The sequence below is a fragment of the Chloroflexus sp. genome (genome assembly GCF_034431535.1).
Classification (GTDB): Bacteria; Chloroflexota; Chloroflexia; order Chloroflexales; family Chloroflexaceae; genus Chloroflexus.
In genome coordinates this window covers 1-23224 of sequence record NZ_DAOUDC010000014.1, presented here as the reverse complement: position 1 = coordinate 23224, position 23224 = coordinate 1, and the positions used below count along the sequence as shown (strand labels likewise).

General features: G+C 58.9%; 16 protein-coding genes. 11 read left to right on the top strand and 5 right to left on the bottom strand.

Annotated features, from left to right (window positions below; translation table 11 throughout):
- The first annotated feature begins 19 nt into the window (after positions 1-19).
- Entirely contained in the window at positions 20-880 is an 861-nt protein-coding gene (gene fdhD, locus U9R61_RS03805; protein ID WP_322487496.1) for a formate dehydrogenase accessory sulfurtransferase FdhD, read from the top strand.
- Positions 881-893: 13 nt separating this feature from the next.
- Here fdhD and U9R61_RS03800 read toward each other — a convergent pair whose 3' ends face one another.
- Positions 894-1712 carry a hypothetical protein gene (locus tag U9R61_RS03800; RefSeq protein ID WP_322487495.1) on the bottom strand — a complete coding sequence of 273 codons (819 nt, stop codon included), beginning with the start codon at positions 1710-1712 and terminating at the stop codon, positions 894-896.
- 387 nt (positions 1713-2099) lie between these two features.
- Complete coding sequence (locus U9R61_RS03795) at positions 2100-3623, bottom strand: (Fe-S)-binding protein (protein ID WP_322487494.1); 1524 nt, start codon at positions 3621-3623, stop codon at positions 2100-2102.
- A gap of 32 nt (positions 3624-3655) precedes the next feature.
- On the opposite strand from U9R61_RS03795, the gene U9R61_RS03790 reads away from it, so the two are divergent.
- Positions 3656-3937, top strand: a complete 282-nt coding sequence (locus U9R61_RS03790) for a hypothetical protein (RefSeq protein ID WP_322487493.1) — start codon at positions 3656-3658, stop codon at positions 3935-3937.
- Between the two features lie 137 nt (positions 3938-4074).
- On the opposite strand, the gene U9R61_RS03785 is transcribed toward U9R61_RS03790, so the two are convergent.
- A complete protein-coding gene (locus tag U9R61_RS03785) occupies positions 4075-4926 on the bottom strand; it encodes an acyl-CoA dehydrogenase (RefSeq protein WP_322487492.1) in 852 nt (283 codons plus the stop codon).
- A gap of 363 nt (positions 4927-5289) precedes the next feature.
- Between U9R61_RS03785 and U9R61_RS03780 the strand changes: the two genes are divergently transcribed.
- From U9R61_RS03780 to U9R61_RS03760, 5 genes are all read left to right on the top strand, one after another.
- Positions 5290-6651, top strand: coding sequence for a CoA transferase (locus U9R61_RS03780; protein ID WP_322487491.1), 1362 nt, complete (start codon positions 5290-5292; stop codon positions 6649-6651).
- Positions 6652-6704: 53 nt separating this feature from the next.
- Positions 6705-7922, top strand: a complete 1218-nt coding sequence (locus U9R61_RS03775) for a CaiB/BaiF CoA-transferase family protein (RefSeq protein ID WP_322487490.1) — start codon at positions 6705-6707, stop codon at positions 7920-7922.
- A 172-nt stretch (positions 7923-8094) separates the two neighbouring features.
- Positions 8095-9324, top strand: a complete 1230-nt coding sequence (locus U9R61_RS03770) for a 2-methylfumaryl-CoA isomerase (RefSeq protein ID WP_322487489.1) — start codon at positions 8095-8097, stop codon at positions 9322-9324.
- A 162-nt stretch (positions 9325-9486) separates the two neighbouring features.
- Positions 9487-10539 carry a CoA ester lyase gene (locus U9R61_RS03765; protein ID WP_322487488.1) on the top strand — a complete coding sequence of 351 codons (1053 nt, stop codon included), beginning with the start codon at positions 9487-9489 and terminating at the stop codon, positions 10537-10539.
- Positions 10540-10656: 117 nt separating this feature from the next.
- Positions 10657-11721, top strand: a complete 1065-nt coding sequence (locus U9R61_RS03760) for a MaoC family dehydratase (RefSeq protein WP_322487487.1) — start codon at positions 10657-10659, stop codon at positions 11719-11721.
- 146 nt (positions 11722-11867) lie between these two features.
- Here U9R61_RS03760 and U9R61_RS03755 read toward each other — a convergent pair whose 3' ends face one another.
- Positions 11868-13361, bottom strand: a complete 1494-nt coding sequence (locus U9R61_RS03755; protein ID WP_322487486.1) for a DUF4129 domain-containing protein — start codon at positions 13359-13361, stop codon at positions 11868-11870.
- A gap of 196 nt (positions 13362-13557) precedes the next feature.
- On the opposite strand from U9R61_RS03755, the gene U9R61_RS03750 reads away from it, so the two are divergent.
- Complete coding sequence (locus U9R61_RS03750) at positions 13558-16524, top strand: transglycosylase domain-containing protein (RefSeq protein WP_322487485.1); 2967 nt, start codon at positions 13558-13560, stop codon at positions 16522-16524.
- Positions 16525-16679: 155 nt separating this feature from the next.
- Entirely contained in the window at positions 16680-18023 is a 1344-nt protein-coding gene (locus U9R61_RS03745) for an NAD(P)/FAD-dependent oxidoreductase (RefSeq protein WP_322487484.1), read from the top strand.
- Between the two features lie 325 nt (positions 18024-18348).
- Here the strand turns inward: U9R61_RS03745 and U9R61_RS03740 are convergent, their stop codons facing one another.
- Entirely contained in the window at positions 18349-19629 is a 1281-nt protein-coding gene (locus tag U9R61_RS03740) for a hypothetical protein (protein ID WP_322487483.1), read from the bottom strand.
- A gap of 647 nt (positions 19630-20276) precedes the next feature.
- Here U9R61_RS03740 and U9R61_RS03735 point away from each other — a divergent pair.
- Positions 20277-21875 (top strand): amidohydrolase, encoded by a 1599-nt coding sequence (locus U9R61_RS03735; RefSeq protein ID WP_322487482.1) that lies wholly within the window; start codon positions 20277-20279, stop codon positions 21873-21875.
- 169 nt (positions 21876-22044) lie between these two features.
- A partial coding sequence (locus tag U9R61_RS03730; RefSeq protein ID WP_322487481.1) for an MFS transporter occupies positions 22045-23224 on the top strand: 1180 nt, incomplete at its 3' end.

Sequence of the window (23224 nt, the reverse complement as noted above, 5' to 3'; positions counted from 1 at the left end):
ACTCGGAGGCCAACAACGAATGATCAATCGCGCAACTATCAACCGGCACACCGTGGTCAAGATTCGCGATGGGCGCTGGCGGCACGAAAAAGATGCAATTGTGGTCGAAGAGCCGCTTGAAATCCGGCTGGCCTTGCCCGGCAGTGCGCGCGCGATCGCGCTCGCGACGCTGATGCGCACACCGGGAACGGATGTTGAGCTAGCCGCTGGCTTTCTCTTCAGCGAAGGTCTGATCCGCGACCGCTATGACATCAGCACCATCCGCTACTGCGTTGATGCCAAACTCGACGATGAGGCGCGGTTCAATACCCTCATTGTCACACCCCGGCCCGATCTCGAACTCGACCTTGAGCAGGCCAGCCGGCTGTTTTTCGTTTCGTCATCGTGCGGGGTGTGCGGCAAGGCCTCGCTCGAAGCGTTGCGCCTGCGCGGTTGCGCGCCGCTGGCCGATGATCCACCGGTCCGGATCGCATGCGCAGCTTTAGCCGGCTTGAACGATGCGCTGCACCAAGCGCAAGACCTCTTTGCCCGCACCGGCGGTTTGCACGCCGCCGGTCTGTTTGCTGCCGATGGCCGGCTGTTGGCGTTGCACGAAGACATTGGCCGCCACAATGCGGTCGATAAACTGATCGGCGCATACCTGCTCAATGGCCAGCTTGATCGCTTGCGCCAATCGGTGTTACTGGTCAGCGGGCGGGCCAGTTTCGAGATCATGCAAAAGGCGCTGATGGCGCGCATTCCGGTGGTGGTAGCCGTCGGCGCGCCATCGGCGCTGGCAGTGACCTTAGCCCAGCATTTCAACATGACCCTGATTGGCTTCCTGCGCGGCGCATCGTGCAATATCTACGCCGGGGCCGAACGGGTCATTGCCCCGGCGTAACGTTGTCGCACCTTTACGCAATCGTGCGTGCCATCCGCCGCCGCACCGCGTAGAAGATGGCGAGGAAGTTGTAGGCCATGTGGAACAGGTAGGTGAAGGGCAACAGCACGAACAGGGCCAAGCCGAGCAGGGCATGGAAGTAGACGATGCCGGGCACGATGTGCAAGCGGGCCAGCAGCTCTGTCCAGATAATGAAGAAGATAATCGTGCGGATCACAACCCGATCCCACGGCAAGCGGCCCGGTGTGCGGATGCCTTTGGAGGCGTGATCGATGTCACCCACCACGGCGCCGCTCCACTTGCGCAGCAGCGCAAACATCAGGTGCAGATTGCCGGCCACGGCGAAGGCAACCGCCACCCACGTAATGCCCATGAAGTAGGGGGCGAAGCTGCCAAACAGGAAGTGGGCCTGAAGCGCCTCGCCATTGCCGAAGATGAGGGCGAGCAGATTAGCCGGCGAGTAGGTATAGCTCACCTCAGCATGAGCGGCCACGTCGGGCACTGGCCGGCCAAACAGAATATTGGCGAAGACGATCAGGGCCGAGATGCTGTAGCCGATCACCTCGGTAATAATCGCCACGTGGTAGAGCAGATAGCCGCGCCCCCACGTCGGGTTTGATCGCTTGTAAAAATGCTTGAAGGGGCCGAAGAGCACCGCATTCAATGCCTCGAAGAAGCCTAACCGGCGCGGCGGCGACACAAAGGTCGGCGACACGCCACGGGGATGGCGTTTCGTGATCAGCGCCATAGTAAATCGGCCCAACCGTAATCCCACTCCCACCACAAAGATCGCCACCGCCACCGGCGCGATTGCATTCAACAGTTCAATCATCACACACCTCCTCAACGGATGGTAAGTATTGGTTTATCGACACGTCCTTGGCGCGCGGGTCGCAAGCCCGCTGTCGTGTCCCGGTAGGCGCCTGCTGTACGGGCGCAGTGTCTACTTGTGATTGCGAGCCGCCGGCGGCGAAGCAATCTCTTGCGAGCGAGAGAGCCACATCCTGTACGGGACTGCTCGCGCTCATAGGCGATTGCTGCGGAGGCTTCACGTCCTCGCCAATAACCGGCGCTATCTTGACCTGAAGGACGCAGGCCCGCCATTGTCTTCTGGTCTATGCCTGCTAGTGCGCGGCGCCTAACCCTCCTGTGCTTACACCCTCCCCCAGCGGGGAGGGTTGGGGTAAAGATCGTCTTGCCTCCAGCGGTAGTATCTGCCCTACCGGCAGCACTCCGGATCGAGCGCCATCTCACGCAGTGCGCGCAACTGCTCGTAGACCTGCGGGTGGTCTTTGCTGAACCGCTTGACGATATCGTCCTTCTCTAGCCAATCGAGCAAAGCCGGGAAGTCGGGTTGCTGCATGAGCTGCGCCATCTGCCCCTCGAGGCTGTGGGCAATAAAGAACTCGCGGTCGCGGTTGCGCAATTCAGCCGGCACCCGCATGCGATCCAACTCGCCCTGCTTAGCCAGCGCCGGCTCCATCGCTGCGTAGACCACCTCGAACAGCACCAGCGCCATACGCTCGCCAGTCGGAGAGAGGTTGTAGGTCTGGCAGGTGTCTTCCAGCGATAACGTGCAGACCACACACGGCGAGGTGACATACTCGGCGCCGGTGGCGCGGATCTGGTTCGCTTTCAGCACCGAAATCTTGCGGCGCAGGTTGGTATTCTCAGGCAAGCGCATCCCGCCGGCCCCGCCGTTGCAGCAGTAGTTATGCTCGCGGTTGGGGGTCATCTCGATAAAGTTATCAGTCACAAGGGTCAGCAGTTCGCGGAAGAGATCTCCCAACCCCGACAAGCGTGTGGCGTAGCAGGGATCGTGCAGCGTCACCTTCAGGTCGGTCTTCTCGATCGGCAAGCGGCCCTGCCGGATGAGATCGAGCATCAGAGTGTCAACGCTGATGATCGGATAGCGGAACGGGCGGCCCAGCGTCTCAGTCGCTTCGGCGTACAACGTGCGCGTATCGCAACCGCACTCCACCAGCAAGATCGCCTTCACGCCCAAGCGATCGGCTTCATCTTCCCAATCCAGCAACATTTGCTTCGACAGGTTGTGGTGAACGGCAATATGATCGATTTCAGTACCGGTGTCAATCACATAGGGCGAAATCGTATAACTTACACCGGCAGCATTGAGGATTTTGATCAATTTGATGCCATAATCGGGAATTTTGGTATTGCCGGCAGCCGGACAGACAAAGAGCATCTCGGCTCCATGCACATTGACCGGCACTTCAAGCCCCTCGCTGCGTAAGAAGAGGCCAACCCGGCCTAGCACCTGCGCGGCAGTGAGGCCAAAGCTGTGGCGGTAGCGATCGGTGTTCTCGACGATCGAGCGAATGGTCGGATTAGCATTGCTCAACCCCGAATCAGAGTAGGCGGCGCGCGCTAACCGCACTATGCGGCGAATGCTGAGGCCCGACGGGCAGGCCAGAGTGCAGCGACCGCAAGCGGTGCAAGCCCAGAAATACTGCATATTCTCTTTCAGGTCTGCCACCGTCGGCGTCGGCACCAGCCCCAGCGCGCCGCCAATCTGGCCTTCGAGCGTCAAGTACCGCTGATAAATCTGGCGGATGAAGCCGGTCTTGTGAGTGGGATGCAGCTTCTCGTCGCCGGTGACGAGGTACCACGCGCACGCCTCACCGCACATCTTGCAATCCATGCACGCTTCAAAGTTGACCACATCTTCGGCGGTGATGTTCTTACGTAACGAGTCCACGAACAGTTGCATTTCTGCTTCCACGGGCCGGTCTCCTTTCTAGCATTGGTTGCGTTATGAACGATGACCCACAAGCTCCCTGCACGCACTACAACGCTGGTGCCAGCGCACCCGCGCAGCGTAGGCAACGCACGCTGTCCGCAGATGCGGGTTCCATCAACTGGACGCTCAATCGATTGAGCGCGAAGCCGATCGATATATTTGTGTCTCAAGCAGGGAGAGATCGCAATTCAAATGTAGCAAAGCAAGGTCTGAAAGTGAGTGAAGATATTACCACAGAGAATTGTAATATGATCTATTCAATATTAATTGTGCTTTTTGTCTCAGAAAATGTGTGAATATGTTCACAATTTATTGCAGTTTTGATGAGCGAGTCAGATAAACAAAACAAACGAATGGTAGCTACCATTCGTTTGTTTGGCGAGTTCCAGCTTTTAGGGTTGCACCGCCGTGGGAGCCGCACCGCCGTGCGGCGTTACAGGGGTTGGTCGCTCCCTAACTCGGCGCTGGCGCTCAGCGCGGTGGCGCCGTCAGGCCCCTGCGCTTCCAGCTCAACTCGGTCTTCACCGAAGCGGGCCACCAACCGGAAGGGGGCGAGATCGAAGATCGGCGCTTGGCTGCGGAAGCTAAAGCCGGTGATTGGGCGAGTGGTGTTGTGGCGGGCCAGTTCCATCAACAACACCGCGACCAGCGGGCCATGCACGACTAAGCCGGGGTATCCCTCTTCCTGTTGGGCGTAGGGCCGGTCGTAGTGGATGCGGTGTGCGTTGAAGGTCAGCGCCGAGAAGCGGAACAACAGCCGGGTGTCGGGGGTAACGGTGCGGGTGATCGCATCAGAGACCGGCGGCAGCTCAACCGGCACCGGCGCCGGCACTGGCGCACCCGGTTCGCGGTAGACAATATCTTGCTCTTCTTCGATACAAAGCATCTCATTTTGGAAGATCTGGTAGCCGACCGTGACAAACGCCAACGGCCCGGTGCGCCCGCTCTTTTGGGTAATGTTGCGGATGATCCCCTCGCGGCGAGCCGGCTGGCCGATCAGTAGCGGGTGGTGAAAGCGGATGCGCGCGCCGGCAAACATGCGGCGGGGGTAAGGGATGGGCGGAATAAAGCCGCCGCGCTGCGGATGGCCGTCAATGCCGAGTTTTGACTGCGGCGCGCGCGGTAAGAAGTAAAACCAGTGCCAGAGCGGGGGCAGCGCCGCGCTTGCGGTGGGTGATGACAATGGTTCGAGCGTGGCCGCTGCAGCCAATGCTTGCGCTAAGCAGATGTCATCTTCAACCACCTCGGTTCGCCCGATCCACGCCGTCCAATCTTCGCTGCTCATGGCCGAATCGCCTCCTTTTGCTGGTATGCGCTGTTGCTGGATGTTGGAATAGACACATTGTACCCCATGCCATGCGCGATGCTGGCGTGAGGCGTGTGTATTGCGTTTCTCGTTCACGCCGGAACACATATAACCTTACGTTATCAATTTGATATAAGTGTTTACTTATATCAACTCGTAGTTAAAAGTTGGAAACTGATAATTGCGGAATAGTATTCCTTGTGCTATGTTACAAACACGCGCATCACCCGAGCAGAGAAACTAAACACACCTAACTGCATGTGGCCATGGCGGCCTTAGCGGGCTCTGGTGGCGATTTTGTGTTGCTGCCTATTTTCAGCATGGCGAGGAGGAGTACAGACGATGGCCAAAGGGGTACGCTCGACGAAGACCACCAATCAGACCACCGATGCGCCGGAGACCGGCGAGACGCCGCCAGCGCAGCAAGCGGTGGCTGCTGCGGAGGCTGAACAGGAGGCTGAACCCGCAATTCCTCACCCCACCGCCGAGCGCACCGGCGAGCGTGACCGTTTGCCGCTCAGTGGGATCCGCGTGATCGATGTCGGCAACTTTCTGGCCGGCCCGTATGCGGCTTCGATTTTGGGTGAGTTTGGCGCTGAGGTGTTGAAGATCGAACACCCGATCGGCGGCGATCCGATGCGGCGGTTTGGTACCCCGACCACGCGCCACGATGCGACGCTGGCATGGTTGAGCGAAGCGCGTAACCGGAAGTCGGTGACGATCGACCTGCGCCAGTCGGAAGGCGTGAACCTGTTTCTGAAATTGGTGGCGAAGTCGGATATCCTGATCGAGAATTTTCGTCCCGGTACGATGGAAGAGTGGGGGTTGTCGTGGCCCACGTTGCGCGAGGTGAATCCCGGCTTGATAATGCTGCGGGTGTCAGGCTACGGCCAGACCGGCCCCTACCGCCGCCGTTCCGGCTTTGCCCACATCGCGCATGCCTTTAGCGGCCTCTCGTATCTGGCCGGCTTCCCTGGTGAAACGCCGGTGCTGCCGGGCACTGCGCCGCTCGGCGACTACATCGCCAGTCTGTTTGGCGCTATCGGTGTGCTGATCGCGCTTCGCCACAAAGAGAAGACCGGTCGCGGCCAGTTGATCGATGTCGGGATTTATGAAGCAGTGTTTCGCATTCTCGATGAGATTGCCCCGGCCTACGGTCTGTTCGGCAAAATCCGCGAGCGCGAAGGAGCCGGAAGCTTTATTGCCGTCCCCCATGGCCATTTTCGCACCAAAGATGGCAAATGGGTGGCGCTCGCCTGCACCACCGACAAGATGTTTGAGCGGCTGGCAGAAGCGATGGAACGGCCTGAATTGGCTTCATCCGAATTGTACGGCGATCAACGCAAGCGCTTAGCGGCGCGCGATGTCGTAAACCAGATCACGATTGATTGGGTTGGTTCGCTGACTCGCGATGAGGTGATGCGCCGTTGTCTGGAAAAAGAGGTGCCGGTTGGCCCGCTCAATAGCATTGCCGATATGTTCAACGATGAGCACTTCCGCGCGCGCGGCAATCTGGCTCGCGTCGAAGCGGAAGGGGTTGGCGAGGTGGTAGTGCCGAACGTGATTCCAAACCTCTCGGCGACGCCGGGCCGCATTACCAACCTCGGCCCGCCCTTGGGCAACGCGACCTATGAGGTGTTGCGCGAGCTGCTCGATATTTCCGCCGAGGAGATTAAGCAATTGCGCAATCGCAAGATTGTTTGACGCAACGACGCATACTTCGCTGGGGGCCGTTTCTTCACTACGAGGTGGATACGATGGCTGAGACGAATTCGACCCTGCCATTGGCCGGCATTCGGGTCATTGATGCGGCAACCGTGATTGCCGCGCCTTTCTGCGCCACCCTGTTGGGTGAATTTGGCGCCGATGTGCTCAAAGTCGAGCATCCGATCGGCGGTGATGCGCTGCGCCGCTTTGGTACGCCGACGTCGCGTGGCGATACGCTGACTTGGCTGAGCGAGTCGCGCAATAAGCGTTCGGTGACGATTAACCTTCAGCATCCTGAAGGCGCTAAGCTCTTTAAAGACTTGATCGCCGAAACCGATGTGTTGTGCGAGAATTTTCGCACCGGTACGCTCGAGAAGTGGGGATTGGGTTGGGATGTGCTCAGTAAGATCAACCCGCGCTTGATTATGCTGCGGGTGACCGGCTACGGCCAGACGGGTCCATATAGTGACCGGCCCGGTTTTGCCCGCATTGCCCATGCCGTCGGCGGTATCGCCTATCTGGCCGGTATGCCGAAGGGAACACCGGTGACGCCGGGTTCGACCACCCTCGCCGATTATATGACCGGGTTGTACGGCTGTATCGGCGTGTTGCTGGCTCTGCGCCACCGCGAGCAGACTGGCTGCGGCCAGTATATCGATGCGGCGCTCTACGAGTCGGTCTTCCGCTGTAGCGATGAGTTGGTGCCAGCCTACGGCATGTACGGCAAAGTCCGCGAACGCCACGGCTCGCACCACAATGAGTTTGCGTGCCCCCACGGCCACTTTCAGACCAAAGATGGCAAATGGGTGGCGATTTCGTGCGCGACTGATAAGCTCTTTGCCCGCCTTGCCAACGCGATGGGCCGCCCCGAATTGGCTTCGTCGAGCGTGTATGGCGATCAGAAGGTGCGGTTGGCCCACGCCAGCGATGTCAACGAGATTGTCCGCGACTGGTGCAGTTCGCTGACCCGCGCCGAGGTGTTGCAACGCTGTTACGCGACTGCGACCCCCGCCGCGCCGCTCAACGATATTGCTGATTTCTTCGGTGACCGCCACGTCCATGCCCGGCGGAATCTGGTGGCAGTCGATGAGCCGAGTATCGGCGAGACGCTGATTATGCCGAATGTGGTGCCGAAGTTGTCGGAAACCCCCGGCAGCATTCGCTCGCTTGGCCCTAAACTTGGCGAGCATACCGATGAGGTGTTGCGCGAGTGGTTGGGGATGGATGACTCCCAGATCGGTGAATTGCGGTCGAAGCGGGTGATTTAGCAGACGGCGTAGCGGCGCTGATGCTGATCGGTCTGCCCACGACGTGCTCTTATCATGCTGCCCCCAGTCTCCTCCAGCGGGAGAGGCTCCCTCCACCAAGGGGTAAGCTGAGCAAACCGTTGGTGCCAGACCACAGCATAAGCCCTGCGTGAGTTCACACGAGGCAACCACAATGAACGGCATTCTTAGTGGCATGCGCGTGGTCGAAGGCTCGGCCTTCGTCGCCGCGCCGCTCGGCGGGATGACGTTGGCTCAGTTGGGGGCCGATGTCATCCGGTTCGATCCAATTGGCGGCGGTCTTGACTATAAACGCTGGCCAGTGACGCTTGATGGCAAGCATAGCTTGTTTTGGACTGGTTTGAATAAGGGCAAACGCTCGATCGCGGTTGATATTCGCCATCCGCGCGGCCAAGAGCTGCTCACCCAACTGATTTGCGCGCCGGGTGAGAACGCCGGCCTGTTTATCACCAACTTCCCGGCCCGCGGCTGGCTGAGTTACGAGGCGCTCAAGCGCCAGCGCGACGATTTGATTATGGTCAATCTGCTTGGCCGGCGCGACGGCGGCTCTGAGGTTGATTACACCGTCAACCCCCAGCTCGGCTTGCCGTTTATGACCGGCCCCTTCAGTTCGCCTGAGGTCGTGAACCATGTGCTGCCAGCGTGGGACATCATTACCGGCCAGATGATCGCGCTCGGCCTGCTCGCTGCCGAGCGCCACCGCCGGCTGACCGGTGCGGGCCAATTGGTCAAGCTGGCGCTGAAAGATGTCGGGTTGGCGATGATCGGCCATCTGGGCATGATTGCCGAGGTGATGGTCAACGATACCGACCGGCCCAGGCAGGGGAATTATCTCTACGGCGCGTTTGGCCGTGATTTCGAGACCCTCGACGGCAAGCGGGTGATGGTCGTCGGTCTGACCGATTTGCAGTGGAAGGCACTGGGGAAGGCAACCGGCTTAGCCGATGCCTTCACCGCGCTCGGCCAGCGCCTCGGTCTCAATATGGACGATGAGGGAGACCGGTTCCGCGCCCGCCGCGAGATTGCGGCCCTGCTCGAACCGTGGTTCCATGCCCGCACCTTCGCCGAGGTGCAACGGGTCTTCGAGCAGCATCGGGTGACGTGGGGGCCGTACCGCACGGTGCGCGAAGCGATTGCCCAAGATCCCGATTGTTCAACCGACAACCCAATGTTCGCGATGGTCGAGCAACCCGGCATTGGTTCGTACCTCATGGCCGGTTCGCCGCTCGATTTCAGCCAGATGCCCCGGGTGCCGGTGCAACCGGCGCCGCGGCTCGGCGAACATACCGACGAGATTTTGCTTGAGGTGTTAGGTCTGAGCGAAGGTGAAGTAGGCCGGTTGCACGATGAAGGCATTGTCGCCGGGCCGGAGGCCTTGGAGTAACGCCACGATGGGTTTGTCCAGGACGCATAGGTGCGCAAGTAAGAGGTTGAAACCGGCGGTGCGGTACGAGCGCGCTCGCAGGCTAGCGCTGTGTGAGACGCTATCGGTTCAGTGTATCTCTGCGCCTTTGCGTCTTATTGTATGTATTGCAAGGAGGATATGATGCACAAGCTGCCCCGAAACTTCTACCAGCCGCTCGCCATTGGTGCGCCCCAGCCGATGCGAGAATTGCCGGTGCGGCCCGAACGGGTGGTTCACTTCTTCCCGCCCCACATCGAAAAGATCCGCGCGCGCATTCCCGAAGTCGCCAAGCAGGTTGACGTGCTGTGCGGCAATCTCGAAGATGCCATTCCGGTTGATGCCAAAGAAGCGGCGCGGGCCGGCTTTATCGAAGTCGCGCGCAATACCGACTTTGGCGACACCGCGCTCTGGGTGCGGGTCAATGCGCTTAATAGCCCATGGGTGCTCGATGATATTGCCGAGATTGTTGCCCATGCCGGCAATAAGCTCGATGTGATTATGATTCCCAAGGTCGAAGGGCCGTGGGATATTCACTTCGTCGATCAATATTTGGCGTTGCTCGAAGCCAAGCATCAGACCCAGAAACCCATCCTCATCCACGCCCTGCTGGAAACCGCGCAGGGCGTGGTCAATCTCGAAGCGATCGCTGGGGCCAGTCCGCGCATGCATGGCTTCAGCCTTGGCCCGGCTGACCTCGCCGCCTCGCGCGGGATGAAGACCACCCGCGTCGGCGGTGGCCATCCGTTCTACGGTGTGCTGGCCGACCCGCAAGAGGGCCAAACCGAACGCGCCTTCTTCCAGCAAGACCTCTGGCACTACACGATTGCCCGCATGGTGGATGTGGCCGTCTCGCACGGGTTGCGCGCCTTCTACGGCCCCTTCGGCGATCTCAAAGACGAAGCCGCCTGCGAAGCCCAATTCCGCAACGCCTTCTTGCTGGGCTGCACCGGCGCGTGGTCGCTCGCGCCCAACCAAATCCCGATCGCCAAGCGTGTCTTTAGCCCGGATGTGAACGAAGTGCTCTTCGCCAAGCGTATTCTCGACGCGATGCCCGACGGTTCCGGCGTGGCGATGATCGACGGCAAGATGCAAGACGACGCGACGTGGAAACAGGCCAAGGTGATTGTTGACCTTGCCCGCATGATCGCCAAGAAAGACCCCGAACTCGCCAAAGCCTACGGGTTTGAATCGTAACGGTGGTGCGCCCCCGGCGGTACGTCTCCGTTTGACGGGACGCATAGACGTGCGTCCCGCCCCTTGTGGCGGGTGACGGTTTGAGTGATCCGGTTCGCGTCTGCAAGGAGCATATCAATGATCAATAAAACCAATCCCGGCAACTTCTTCGAGGATTTTCGGCTTGGCCAAGAGATCGTTCACGCTACGCCGCGCACCGTAACCGAGGGTGATGTGGCGCTGTATACCTCGCTTTACGGCGCGCGCTTCGCTCTCACCTCGGCGATCCCGTTCGCCCAAACGGTTGGCCTCGAACGGGCGCCGATCGATAGTATGCTCGTCTTCCATATCGTTTTCGGCAAGACCGTGCCCGACATTTCGCTCAACGCCATCGCCAATCTCGGCTATGCCGGCGGGCGGTTTGGCGCGGTGGTGTATCCCGGCGATACCCTTTCGACCACCTCCAAGGTGATCGGTCTGCGCCAAAACAAAGACGGCAAAACCGGCGTGGTCTACGTCCATTCCGTTGGCGTCAACCAACGCAACGAGATGGTGCTGGAATACATGCGTTGGGTGATGGTGCGCAAGCGCAATATCGACGCGCCGGCTCCCGAACCGGTGGTGCCCCAATTGCCCGACGCGGTGCCGGTGACTGACCTCGCCGTACCGTACCACATCCAACCCGGCCAGTACGATCTGGCCCGCGCCGGCAGCCCCTATCTGTGGGAAGATTACGAGGTCGGCGAGAAGATCGATCACATTGACGGCGTAACGATCGAAGAAGCCGAGCACATGCAGGCCACCCGGCTCTACCAGAACACGGCTCGCGTCCACTTCAACCTCCACGTCGAGCGGGAAGGCCGCTTTGGCCGGCGGATCGTCTATGGTGGGCACATTATCAGCATCGCTCGTTCGCTCTCGTTCAACGGCTTGGCCAACGCGCTCAGTATCGCGGCAATTAACGGCGGTCGCCACACCAACCCCAGCTTTGCCGGCGATACCATCTACGCTTGGTCAGAAATTCTCGATAAGATGGAGATTCCGGTGCGCAATGACATTGGCGCGCTGCGGGTGCGCACCGTGGCCACCAAAGATCGGCCCTGTCACGACTTCCCCTACCGCGACGCCGAGGGCAACTACGATCCGGCGGTGGTGCTCGATTTCGATTATACGGTGTTGATGCCGCGGCGGTCGGCAGCATAGGCAAAGGCGCAGAGAACGCAAAGGGTTCAAACGCAAAGGCGCAGAGAACGCAAAGATCGCTAAGTGTATTGTATGGGGTTCGTTAGCAATGCGAGATCGTCTCTGATCGTTCTCATCGCGATCATTCCAAAAAACCTTTGCGTTATTCATTCTCTGCGCCTTTGCGTTAATTTTCGCCGGAATTGGCGTAGCAGCATGCCCACCTGCCGCCGTTCTGTCTGATCCGAGGCACGGCCAGCGTAGGCGGCACGGTGGTAAGCGGCGGTCAGGGTGCGCAACTCATCGTCAGCCTCAACCAACTGTTGCGCCGTATGATCGGCAAACTCAGCCGGGGTTTGTGGCGGACGGCGTGGGTAGCCATGGGCCGCAGCGTAGCGCAGGGCAGCGTGGTACGCAACGATCGCGGCATCGCGTGGCGCAGGCTGTGAACGAGACGCGCGATGCCGCTGAGTGGCTATAGGCTGCCGCCATCGCCAGAAACGCCTTTTCCGCAACTGCATGCGCGCCTGCGCCCACCAATCCGGCACCTGCGCCCACACCTGCTTGACCCACGTCTGCCGGCGCATAATCGTCCAGAAGGCCAGCCCGGTCAAAATCGCGATACAGATCCAAAAGATAATGCCGGGCCATAGCGACGGTTCGCTTGGCGCTAGCGGCGGCATCATTGGCGGAGTGATTGGTGTTGCTGGCGCGATGGTCGAGTTCATCAGCGAAGTCAGCAACATCAGCAAGAGCAGCGGCAAGAGGGCTACCAGACTGAGCAGCCCAATGAAGAGCAGGGAGAGAGTCATCGCAATCAGCAGCGCGATCCCTCCCGACACGAAGAGCCCCTCACGCCATGCTTGCGGCACGAGCGGCGACAGTTGGGCCGGCAGCGCCAGCGCCAACAGCGTAACCAAGCCAATTGTTGCGATGCTCAGCCAGCGCCAGCTCCGGCTGACCTCAGGCCCAATCTCGGCCTCATCGCTCAGCCAATCGGCCAGCAATGCGCGCCGCTGTGCCAGCGCAATCAACCACAACCCGCCGGCAAGGTAGAGCGCCATCCACAGCACGGTGGCGGGAGTTTGCTCACTCTGCCGGCCCAACACCACCAGCATCGCCAACCCGCCCCAGCCGGCCCCGTGGCTAATGGCTGCGACGGCGGCGCGCCGGCGGGCCGTTGTGTCACTGCGGTAGAAGAGCAGATCCAAGCTCTGCAATGGCGTCTTGAGCGGCGGGTTCGGCGTCAGCGCCGCGATCGCGGCGATCCCGCTGCGGCTAAGCACGGCGACGGCCAGCAGCGCTAGCAGGCAAAACAGAAACGGCGCATCGAACGCGGCCAGCGGATCGGTGAGCCATGAATGCATCGCGGCGAAGCCTTGTGCGCCTTGGCCCACCGTCGCTACGATGCGGGCCAGCGCCACTAAGCCGAACACCTCGGCGGCCAGATAACGCACCGCCCCACCCTGCGTCTCGTGAAGGCCGGCCACCATCCGGCTGCGCAACGCCACTGCCTCTAGCCCGACCAGCACGCTCGCCCCTCCCAGCCAGAGCGACTGCCAGCCAGTGCGCCCGGCAACCGCGTCGCTGATCACGGTCAGCGGCAGTGTGATCAAAAAGGTGATGAGCATGACTGGGCCAACGAGGGAGGATTGGGGCATAGTATTATTCATTGACATAATTAGTTGCTGTAGAGCGACGGTGCAGCGTCTCGCTCATTAATATTGTATCTGAATCCAGTTCTCATCTACCCATCAGGATGGGCCTTACCAGAGCATGCTATACTACCCGCGACGCTCGGGTGAGCGTCACATGGGTATATATTGCGTTCGGCGCGGGTGCGCGCCAAGGATAGCTATGATTCGTTCGCGTCGTTGGTATCTGCATGGCCGCAATGGTCGCAATGGACACCGCCACGTGCCGCCGCGTTTGTTGCGGGGCCGGCCGGCGCCGCGCCCGGTGGTGGGCCGCTTAGTGCTCAACGCCTTGTTAGCCGTGCTCGGCCTGATGGCGGTCGTATTGATAGGGTTGGCCGGCTTCGCCTACAATGCCTACGTCCAAGTCGCCGAGAGCCTTCGTCCACGTTTAGCCCTGCTCGATAATCGGACCTTGTTTGAAAACTCACGCATATTCGACCGCAATGGCGAATTACTCTACGAGTTCTTCGATACCGGTAAACGCACGAAAGTCGCGATCGACGAGATTAGCCCGCTCTTGATACAGGCAACCATCGCTATTGAAGATAAAACCTTTTACACCAATCCCGGTATCGATCTAGCCGGTATCATCCGCACCCTGATCGATAGCTTACGAGTAGGTGAAGAGGTGGGTGGGGCTTCAACCATCACTCAGCAGGTGATTAAAAATAGTGTGCTGACACCGGAAGAGCGACTGCCGGAGCGCCGCTACGAACGAAAACTCAAAGAGATTATTCTGGCCCAAGAGCTTGATCGCATCTATACCAAAGATCAAATTCTCGAACTGTATCTCAATGAGAACTTCTACGGCAATCTTGCCTATGGTATTCAGGCAGCCAGCGAAGTTTATTTTGGTGTCAGTGCTGCCGAACTCGATCTGAACCAAGCGTCGTTGCTGGCCGGTTTACCGCAGTTACCCTCTGTCTACAATCCGATAAACTATCTCGAACGCGACGAGCAAGGTGGCTATTTGCCGCCGGTCTTTGTCGGTGATGACTGGCTCGACCCGAATGCACGTCTACCGGCCGGTACACCACTTCCTCGAATCCGCCAAGCTGCTGTCTTACGCCGAATGGTTGAAGACGGCTACATCACCGAAATACAGGCCCGACGTGCTCTGGCGACACCGCTCCGCTTTGCTCCGCAAGAGGCACCGCTCAACGCACCGCATTTCGTCTTCTATGTGCGTGATCTCCTCTTGCAACGCTATGGACCGCAAATCGTGTACGGTGGTGGCTTACGGATCACGACCACCCTCGATCTTCAACTGCAACGGATGGCTCAAGCCACGGCCTTCGAGCGGATCGCCGAGCTGGAGTCGCGGAACATCCATAATGCAGCGGTAGTGATTATGCAACCCAACACCGGCCAGATTCTGGCAATGGTTGGGAGTATCGACTACAACGCGGTGAAACCGACCAAGACTCCTGGCGAGTCGGGAAATGTGCTCGATGGGCAAGTGAATGTCGCGACTCGTGAGCGGCAACCCGGTTCGGCGCTGAAGCCGTTTACCTATCTGGCTGCGATGGAACAGGGTATGACACCGGAGACGGTATTGTGGGATGTGCCGACCGAGTTTCCGACCGGTACCGGTGACTGGTATGCCCCCCAGAATTACAATGGTCAATGGAACGGGCCGGTGCGGATACGTACTGCGCTGGCAAATTCGCTCAATATGCCGGCGGTCAAAGCGCTAAAGTTTGCCGGGATCGATTACACCATCCGGCTGCTAGAACGGGTTGGCATCCGTACCGGTCTCAAGCGTGGAGCCGGTTTTTATGGGTTGTCCCTCACGTTGGGTGGCGGCGAGGTATCGCCTTTGGAGCTAACCACCGCTTACAACACGTTGACCAGTGGTGGACGCTACTTCCCTCCGGTCGCTATTCTCGAAATCACCGATTCGCAGGGTCGTACTCTCGAACGCTTCTCACCACCGGCCGGTGAACCGGTGGTCGATCCGGCGCTTGTGGCGATTATCTCAGATATGCTGAGCGACGACCGTGCCCGCCAAGCGATCTGGGGCCTTAATAGCCCGCTGCGTCTCAGTCTACCTGCGGCAGTCAAGACCGGCACGACCAACGATTGGCGAGATGCATGGGCAGTCGGTTATACGCCATTTGTGACGGTTGGCGTTTGGACGGGAAATAACAATAATGAGCCGACGGCGCGGGTGGAGAGCCTGACCGGCGGTGGGATTATCTGGCGTAACGTGATGGAGAACATCTTCCGCCTCATTGCCGAAGATGAGCGTTATCGTACCCTTTTTGCCGCGCCGTTTCCTAATGGTGAAATTCAGACGGAGTTTACCTTGCCAGTAGAGGTCGTGCGCCGCCCTATCTGTGAATTACCCGGCCCCTTTGGTGGCTACCGCGAGGAGGTGTTTACCCAAAAGATGCTGAAGCAATTGGAGGAAGCGGCCTTGTTAAGTCCGACGCCAACTGCTAATCTCACCAACCTGATCGCGGGCGATGTTCTCTGTTCAGCATACGACAAAGTGACCGTTGTCCGGATTCCTACCCCGGAAGAGTGGACGAGTAGCGGCGAGCTACGGCCTAACCCGCCGCCAGCGCCGCCTACCGATCCCAAGGCATCGCCGCTCCCGCAAGATCTCAGTGCATTGACCGATGGCATGTACTGCCGGCCTGCCCCAGAAGCGAGCTATCCACCCGCGCTGGTGCGTGAGATTTACCTGTGGAAACTGCCACCGTCTGATCCCGATGAGAAGGTTGAGTACAAATGGCGTGGTGGTGATGCCACGGTGGCGCTTAAGTACGAAGATCTCCCCGTATGTACCGAAGAGATGTTCCAACCGCCGGTGCCGGTGCCACCGGTAGAAGGCGCGATCTTAATGCCCGATCTACGTCGTTTGGGTGAAAATCAGGCCAAAGAGGTGCTGGCCTTGTTGGGTATCGATCCGGGCCGTATCTACGTCGATTATCAGGGACCTGATCGGGCCGGCGAAGATTATTACCGGTACGGGCCGTATGTGGTGCTCAGTTCATTACCGGCAGCAGGTGAATGGATCTTACCTGACACAACTATCGTGCTCGGTATTCGCGCACCTGATCCCGACCCGGCGCCGCAACCTGACTCTGAAACAAACCCGGAACTGCCACCGGATTCATAATGCGGGGCCATCACCGGCGAGGTTCGTAGTTGTGCGCCGCCACATGTAATTAATGCTAGTTGTAACCTCTCACCGATTCTTTGCATCATCTTTCACAGGTGTGCATTACAGATGCACGCTCCATTGTAGCGTTGCAACGATAGTGAGGAAGACGGATGAAGCAGATTCTTGTGATTGGCGGTGGGCCGGCCGGAGTTGAGGCTGCTGTTGCCGCTGCACAGGGTCATACGCAGGTAACTTTGGTTAGTGAAGGACCAATTGGTGGACGTACCGGTTGGGATAGCCTATTACCAAGCAAAGTGTGGTTGCACGCGGCTGAATTGGCCGGAGTTGCCGCTCATGCTGCCGCAGCAGGGGTAACGGTTGGCGCCGTCCACGTGACCCCAACAGAGGTGCTCAACCGGATCAAGCAGGTGGCTCAACGGTGGAGTGAGCGTGAGGTACAGCGGCTCCAAGCCGCCGGGGTCAAGGTAGTCCACGGGGTAGCTGCATTTCATAGCCCTCACGAGCTGATCGTGCGCAACGACGACTCGCAACAGACATTGACCGCCGATGCAGTGATTATCGCTACCGGTTCGGTACCACGTTTCCCGCCGACAATGAAGCCCGATGGTCAGCGGATTATTGCCCCGCGGTTTGCCAGTCATCTGAACACATTGCCGCCGGACATGATCGTGATCGGTGGGGGGCCGACGGGTAGCGAGTTTGCCTCCCTCTTTCACCGGCTCGGTGTTAAGGTGACGTGGTTGGTCGGTGCACCTGGCGTATTGCCGATGTTCGATCTGGCAGCCGGAGCGGCTCTCGCTGCCGCGATGACGGCGCATGGCGTCACGATCCATCAGGTTGATGTGGAACGGGCCGAGCGGACTGAAGCTGGTGTAGTTGTCACTACAACCGATGGTGCGACCCATACCGCTGCTATGGCCTTCCTTGCGATTGGGCGAGTCCCCGATCTAAGCCGGCTTAATCTTGCTGCGGCCGGGTTGGCGGTTGGTGCCAACGGACAACTCGCGGTTGATAACTATGGTCGTACAGTCGCCGGTCACATTTTTGTTGTGGGTGATGCTGCCGGTGGGCCGATGCTGGCCAACCGCGCGCTGGCCCAGGCGTGGATTGCCGGCCGCACAGCAGCAGAACTATCTGCACCCGGCTATTGCCCGCATACGGTGGTGAGTGCAGTGTACACGGTACCCGAAATTGCCCAAGTGGGGATTGTAGCCGGCGGAGAGGGTGAGTTGCAGCGGGTACGAGCTTCGTATACTGCCTCACTCAAATCATACCTCGGTGACGAGACTGAAGGCTGGGTCGAGTTGATCTATGATGCGGTGAACCGCCAGATCCGTGGCGGGATTGCAGTTGGCACACACGCAGCGGATATGTTGGCACCGGTCGCGTTAGCAATCCAAACCGGTGCGACTATCGCCGATCTGTCCGCAGTATTTGCTGCCTATCCCACGTTGAGTGAGGTGGTCTTTGCGGCGGCCCGCGCAGTGAAGTAGCGAGTGTGGTGAATAGAACACGGATTAGGCAGTGCGCATCCGTGTTCTCATTTATGTAGGGAAGAGGACACAGATAGACACAGGTGTAACGGGATGGTCACGGGTGGCGCGATCGGGGCGCATCCGTGTCCTCATTTATGTAGGGAAGAGGACACAGATAGACACGGGTGTAACGGGATGGTCACGGGTGGCGCGATCGGTGCGCATCCGTGTCCTCATTTATGTAGGGAACAGGACACAGATAGACACAGGTGCAACGGATGGTCACGGGTGGCGCGATCGGTGCGCATCCGTCCCAACCCGTGAGCATCTGTGTTCTATGTTCTCATGGTTTCGTATGCAAAGTTTTCGGGTTTCCCTCTAACCGCCGCACGGCCCGTATCAGCAGCGACAACAACACCAATATGCCCAACACTCCATACTCGAGGATCGGAATCCGCAGGATATCAGGCAACCTATGCCATTGGCGACGCACGCCGTAATAGCTCAGCACAGTGGTAGCATAAGTAGCGCCAATGGTCCAGCGTGCACGGGCCGGCAAGTTGAGACCATGCATTTGGTTGATGACGAACATTGCCAGCAAACTAAAGGTAAACATTGCCCCTAATCCACTCCGTTTGTACAGTGTCGAAATCACTGCGTGCGGTAATACCATCATCTCCAGCGCCAATGTCCAACGTGGATCGCGGTGCGCGTTGGTATAGAGCAATGCCGACTGGACAAAGAGGAGTAGCGTGTGGAAGAGGCCAGTATAGTGAAGCGGTTTGGGATCAATCGGGTGATACCAGAAATTGTACGTTGCCGCCCACGAAAAGATGTAGCCATGAAACCGGCGAGCGAAACGGACTAACTCTGCCGGAGGCATTATCTTCCGGCTTCCGAAAAAGAGACCACGGCGCGGTGCTTCTAAGGCCAGCGTCATCATGAGAATGAACGATACTGAACCAAGCGCACTCCCTTCCGGTACATCACGGGCCAAACCATCGTAGGTATACCGTGACTGAAGGTAGTGTAAGGCAACCCCACCGGCATTGACTGCTAATGCCAGCCAATTAAGCCGGCGCATATCGGCGGTATAGCGCAGTCGTTGGCGTTGACCGGCGTAGATGCAGCCCCAAATTGCCAACTGATGAGTCAGGTAACCACTCCACGCCAACCAGCGTTGGGCCGGATGTGGTGTTGCAGCAATCCAACGATAATCACCGTGCTTACCGCTGTATTCGATATACCGGTCCGGTTCGCGACCGATTAGGGCCGATAGTCCAACCGTACCGGCGCATACTACTACTGCCGGCACGAGTAGATCGTGTGCGTTTGGTGGCGCCGGTGCGTCTTTACCGTTACCCGCGACCCATGTCACATATCGCTGCAAAGCCCAGCCGGCTAATGCTGCCCCGGCTGCGGCCGCAAAGCCGCTCGCCACTGCTCGCCACGGATGGCGGCGCGGATCGGCGGCCAATCCTATACATACTGCGCCTGCCGTACTGACCAACGCGAGGCCGATGCCGGGACGCTGTCCGCGCATCACGTCGAGCCAGTACATAGCCGCCATCGGGTTAAAGAGAGCTGCCCCTGCTAGCGCATAATTTGTGCGCGGACGGGTCATAGCCGGCCTCCTGAGTGTTGGAGCTTTGGGTTAGGCAATCTGTTACATTGATGGTCTGAGTATGAGTGGGTAACGATCTGAGCAAAATCATGACATATCATACCATGCCTGTTGATATATGCGAATGTTAAAACTTCAACGGTTAAGGATGTTCTACACTGTGCAAATATTTGATTACTCAAGTTTGACTGAATAGTGGCGAGCGAGTAGGATAGAGCACTACGACGCTGAGCAGGAGGTTCTGATGGGAGCGCGAGGCGGCGAAACGATCTAGCCACGCGGTTACGTTCTCGGTGATCTAGGCGGGTGCAGGGAAAACGAGCACGGTGAGAACTGAAAAAGGGTCGGTATTGCGCTGCTCTCCGTGGGGGTTTGGAGAGGGACCACTGAGCACATGCGGCACGGTAGTCAATTTGAGAATAAGTATTTACCGGATTTTGACCGTGGTATGAAGCGGTTAAGCCGGACTGAAGCTCTAACTATCGCCGTGGCGATGAAACCGATCATCGGGTATCGGAGTAAGTGCTGCCGGCTCGCCATAAGAGTCAGTTTCCAGGTGGCAAATGTATCTGAAGCAATTTCTGCGTTTGGATAGATTCCATTGCAGGTGTCGCGTCTTCTCATCATTATCTAACGAAAGGTTGACTATGAAGACCGTTGTGCTACGTAATGGCCCAATTTACACCCTTAATCCATCCCAACCGGTGGTACAAGCATTGGCGATCCGTGGCGAGCGAATTTTGGCAGTGGGCGATGAAACGACGGTACGGGCCGCTGCCGGAACTCAGGTTGAGGAGATCGATCTAGGTGGGCGGGCGGTTGTACCGGGTCTGACCGATGCCCATGTGCATATTGTGCTGCATGGTCTTGCCCGTCAGCAGGTGCGTCTGACCGGTTGCACCGATTTTGCGATGGCACTCGATCAGATCGCGATTGCGGCGCAGCGTTTGCCGCCGGATGTATGGTTGCGCGGGAATGGTTGGGATCATACGTTGTGGGGAGGACGGTGGCCCACTCGTGTCGACCTTGACCGCGTATGTCCGGATCATCCGGCGGTATTGTCGCGCAAGGACGGTCACTCGCTGTGGGTCAATAGTCGAGCATTGGCGTTGGCCGGTATCACGGCGGCGACCCCTGATCCCGATGGTGGTCAGATTCAGCGTGATGAGCATGGCGAACCAACCGGTATCTTACTCGAAACCGCGATGGAACTGGTGCGGGCGATTGTGCCACCACCTACTCGCGCTGAGCGCTTGGCAGCGTTGCAACTTGCCATTCGCGAGGCGTTGAGTTACGGCTTGACCAGCCTTCACGTGCCGCCGGCGACCAATCCGACCGATGGCCCCGATACGCTGATCGATCTGCAAGCACTGCGGGCTGACGGTGATCTGACCATCCGCGTGCTAGCGCATATCGCCGGTGCGCACCTCGATCACGCCATCGGTTTAGGCTTGCGCAGCGGCTTGGGTGACGATTGGCTACGGATCGGCGGCCTCAAGCTGTTCGCCGATGGTTCACTCGGTTCTGAAAGCGCCCACATGCTGGCTCCGTATGAAGGCCGTGACCATACCGGTATCGCAGTTATTCCACCCACCGAGATGAAAGAGATTGTGACCCGCGCCAATGCTCACGGGATCAGCGTGGTGGTACATGCCATCGGCGACGCCGCGAATCGCAGCGTGCTCGATGCAATTGCCGCAGCACGTCCAACTGCCGCTTATCTTGCCCTGCCCAACCGGATTGAACACGCTCAGCTTCTTGCTCCAACCGACATTCCGCGCTTTGCCGAGCTTGGCGTGATTGCCTCGATGCAGCCGATTCACTGCACCGCCGATATGGTGATGGCTGAGCGATTGTGGGGAACACGCTGTGCAACAAGCTACGCATGGCGTAGTCTGCTGAATGCCGGTGCTACGATCGCGTTCGGATCGGATGCACCGGTTGAAACACTCGATCCATGGGCTGGTATTCACGCTGCCACAACCCGCCAAACGACCGATGGCACACCGGTTGACGGGTGGTATCCTGAACAACGACTCACCGTTGCTGAAGCATTAGCAGCATATTGTATTGGCCCGGCAATCGCTGAAGCCGCTGTCGACCGGAAAGGGCGCTTGGCTCCCGGTATGCTGGCCGATTTGGCGGTGTTGAACAACGATCCCTTCCAGATACCATTGTCTCATCTGCATACCGTGCATGCTGAGTTGACGATTGTAGGTGGAACAATCGTATTTGAGCGAAGTTGAGATGCAGAGGGCGCAAAGGCGGGTAACACAAAGGCGCGGAGGGCGCAGAGGCGAATAACGCAAAGGGGCAGAGGGTGGGGTAGGTAGGGACGCACAGCAGTACCTCCGCCGGCGGTGCGTCCCATCCAGTTGTTGAGATATAGCATAGCTCCAGAAAGGAAACACCGGAATGCTACGGAATCGTGTCTTTACAGCAGTGGTCGGTGGTCACTTTATGGTCGATGTCCTCAATAGTGTTGGCGCCGTGTTATTGGCGGTTTTAGCTGGGCCATTGGGTTTGAGCAATCAGCAGATCGGCTTGGCGCTGACCGTCTATACCCTGCTCGGCGCGCTCTCGCAGCCGTTGTTTGGCTGGATCGCCGACCGCCTGCCCGGTCGCACGCTCCAACTCGCCGCACTTGGTGTAGCGTGGATGGCGCTCTGCTATACCGGTGTTGCCCTTGCTCCCAACTGGACAGTACTCTTACCCTGTTTTCTCATGGCTGCGCTTGGTAGTGGTCTGTTCCATCCCATCGGTACGGCCGGTGCAGCGGCGGCTGTGCCCGATAAGCCGGCCAGTGCGACGGCGATCTTCTTCTTTGGTGGACAAGCCGGTTTAGCGGTAGGCCCGGTATTGGCCGGTGTTGTGCTGGCTGCTGCCGGCACGCCGGGGATTATCCCGATTGCCATCACTGCGATTATTCCGGCGACCATCTTACTGCTCGCGCAACAAACAGTACGTAGCCGACGGACGAGTCGTGCTCCTGCTCCTGCGACGCCACAAGTCTGGACGGCACTGACCATTGCGGTCTTGATCGCTTTTCTTGCACTAGTCGTCGTGCGCTCGTCGATTCAAGCGGTGTACCAGTCGTTCTTGCCCAAACTCTTCAGCGATCGTGGATGGGAACCAACCGTCTATGGCGCACTGGCCGGTACATTTATGGCTAGCGCTGCGATTGGCAACGTTCTGAACGGATGGATGGCCGACCGGTTTGGCATGCGTGCTGCGACCGTCTGGCCGCTCATTCTGAGTGTTCCTGCCGGGTTAGCATGCTTTTTGGCAACACCGCTCTGGGTAATTTTCATCGCCTGTGGGCTGGCCGGGATGCTGGTCGGCGGGCAACACAGTATTCTGGTCGTCCATGCCCAGCGCATCTTACCGGTCAAGCAGGGGCTTGCTTCCGGCTTGATCCTTGGCTTCACCTTTGCTACCGGCGCGATCGGCACGTGGCTGAGCGGCATTCTCGCTGACGTGGTCGGTCTTGAGACGGTGATGATCGGGGTGACGCTGCTCGGGTTGCCGGCAGCGGCATTGGCGCTGACCTTACCCGGTCGCATGCGTCCGGCGCCGGTACCGGCGGCAGTGCCGG